This is a genomic window from Mesorhizobium sp. M7A.F.Ca.CA.002.04.1.1 (assembly GCF_004022805.1).
Lineage (GTDB): Bacteria > Pseudomonadota > Alphaproteobacteria > Rhizobiales > Rhizobiaceae > Mesorhizobium > Mesorhizobium ciceri.
Genome location: NZ_RZPL01001076.1, coordinates 1 through 1243, shown reverse-complemented (window position 1 = coordinate 1243; position 1243 = coordinate 1). Strand labels below are relative to the sequence as shown.

2 protein-coding genes are annotated in these 1243 nt (G+C 64.0%); both read left to right on the top strand.

Features of this window, described 5'->3' with window-relative positions; all coding sequences use genetic code 11:
* Positions 1 to 763, top strand: a 763-nt coding sequence (locus ENZ75_RS32255) for an 8-amino-7-oxononanoate synthase (RefSeq protein WP_164888194.1), incomplete at its 5' end; no start/stop codon positions are given.
* Positions 760 to 1243: dethiobiotin synthase (gene bioD, locus ENZ75_RS32250; protein ID WP_128278630.1), on the top strand; the 484-nt coding region annotated here is incomplete at its 3' end. The genes ENZ75_RS32255 and bioD, both read left to right, overlap by 4 nt.

Below are 1243 nucleotides of genomic sequence, written 5' to 3'. Positions count from 1 at the left end.
GCATGAGGGTGCCCAGGCCGGGCGCGCTGAGTTCAAGCTGGCCGCGCACAACGACGTCGACGCTGTCGAGGACGCAATCACCCGCTGGCGCGCCGAAGGCGGCATGGGGCGGGTGTGGATCGCCTTCGAAAGCCTTTACAGCATGGATGGCGACCGTGCGCCGATGGAGAGCCTGGTCGCGCTGGCTGATCGGTACCAGGCATTCATCGTCGTCGATGAAGCGCATGCCACCGGCGTCTGGGGACCGGACGGCCGGGGACTGGCCGCCGCGTATGAAGGCCGCGACAACATCGTCACGCTCCACACATGCGGCAAGGCGCTTGGCGCATCCGGCGCGCTCGTTACCGGACCGCGAACACTGTGCGACTATCTTATCAACCGGTGCCGGCCATTCATCTATGCGACCGCACCATCGCCGCTGATGGCAGTCGCGGCACGTGAGGCGCTGACTATTCTGTCTGACGAGCCTATGCGTCGTGCTCAGTTGCACGAGCGTGTCGCTTTCGCGAGCCGGCAATTGGCCGAACGCTGCGGCGTGATGCCCAGCGGCTCGCAGATCCAGCCGCTTGTGATCGGCGATAACAGCCGCACCATGGCGGTGGCGGCAGGACTGCAGGCACGCGGCTTCGACATACGCGGCATTCGCCCGCCGACAGTGCCTGAGGGTACGTCGCGCCTGCGCATTTCGCTGACTCTCAACGTCGACGAAGCCGACATTTCCGCCATGGTCGAGGCTCTCGTCGGAGTGTTGGCCACAGCATGACCAAACGCATCGTCGTCACCGGAACAGACACTGGAATTGGCAAGACAGTGTTTTCGGCCGGACTTGCCGGGCTGCTCGACGGCTTCTACTGGAAGCCGGAGCAATCGGGCCTCAACGAGGAGACCGACAGCGAGGTCGTCGCCCGGCTTTCCGGCTTGCCCGACGGACGCGTGCTGCCCGAAGTCTATCGACTGACGATGCCGCTGTCGCCGCATCGATCAGCCGAAATCGACGGCGTCGCGATCGAGGCCGACGATCTTTCATTTCCGGTCCTGCCGACACCGCTCGTCATCGAAGGCGCCGGCGGGCTGATGGTGCCGCTCAATCGACAGACAAGGTTCATTGACATATTCGAACAATGGCGGCTGCCGGTCATACTGTGCGCCCGCACCGCGCTTGGCACCATCAATCATACGCTGTTGTCGATCGAGGCCCTGAGAGCCCGCTCCATCCCGCTCATCGGCATTGCCTTCATTGGCG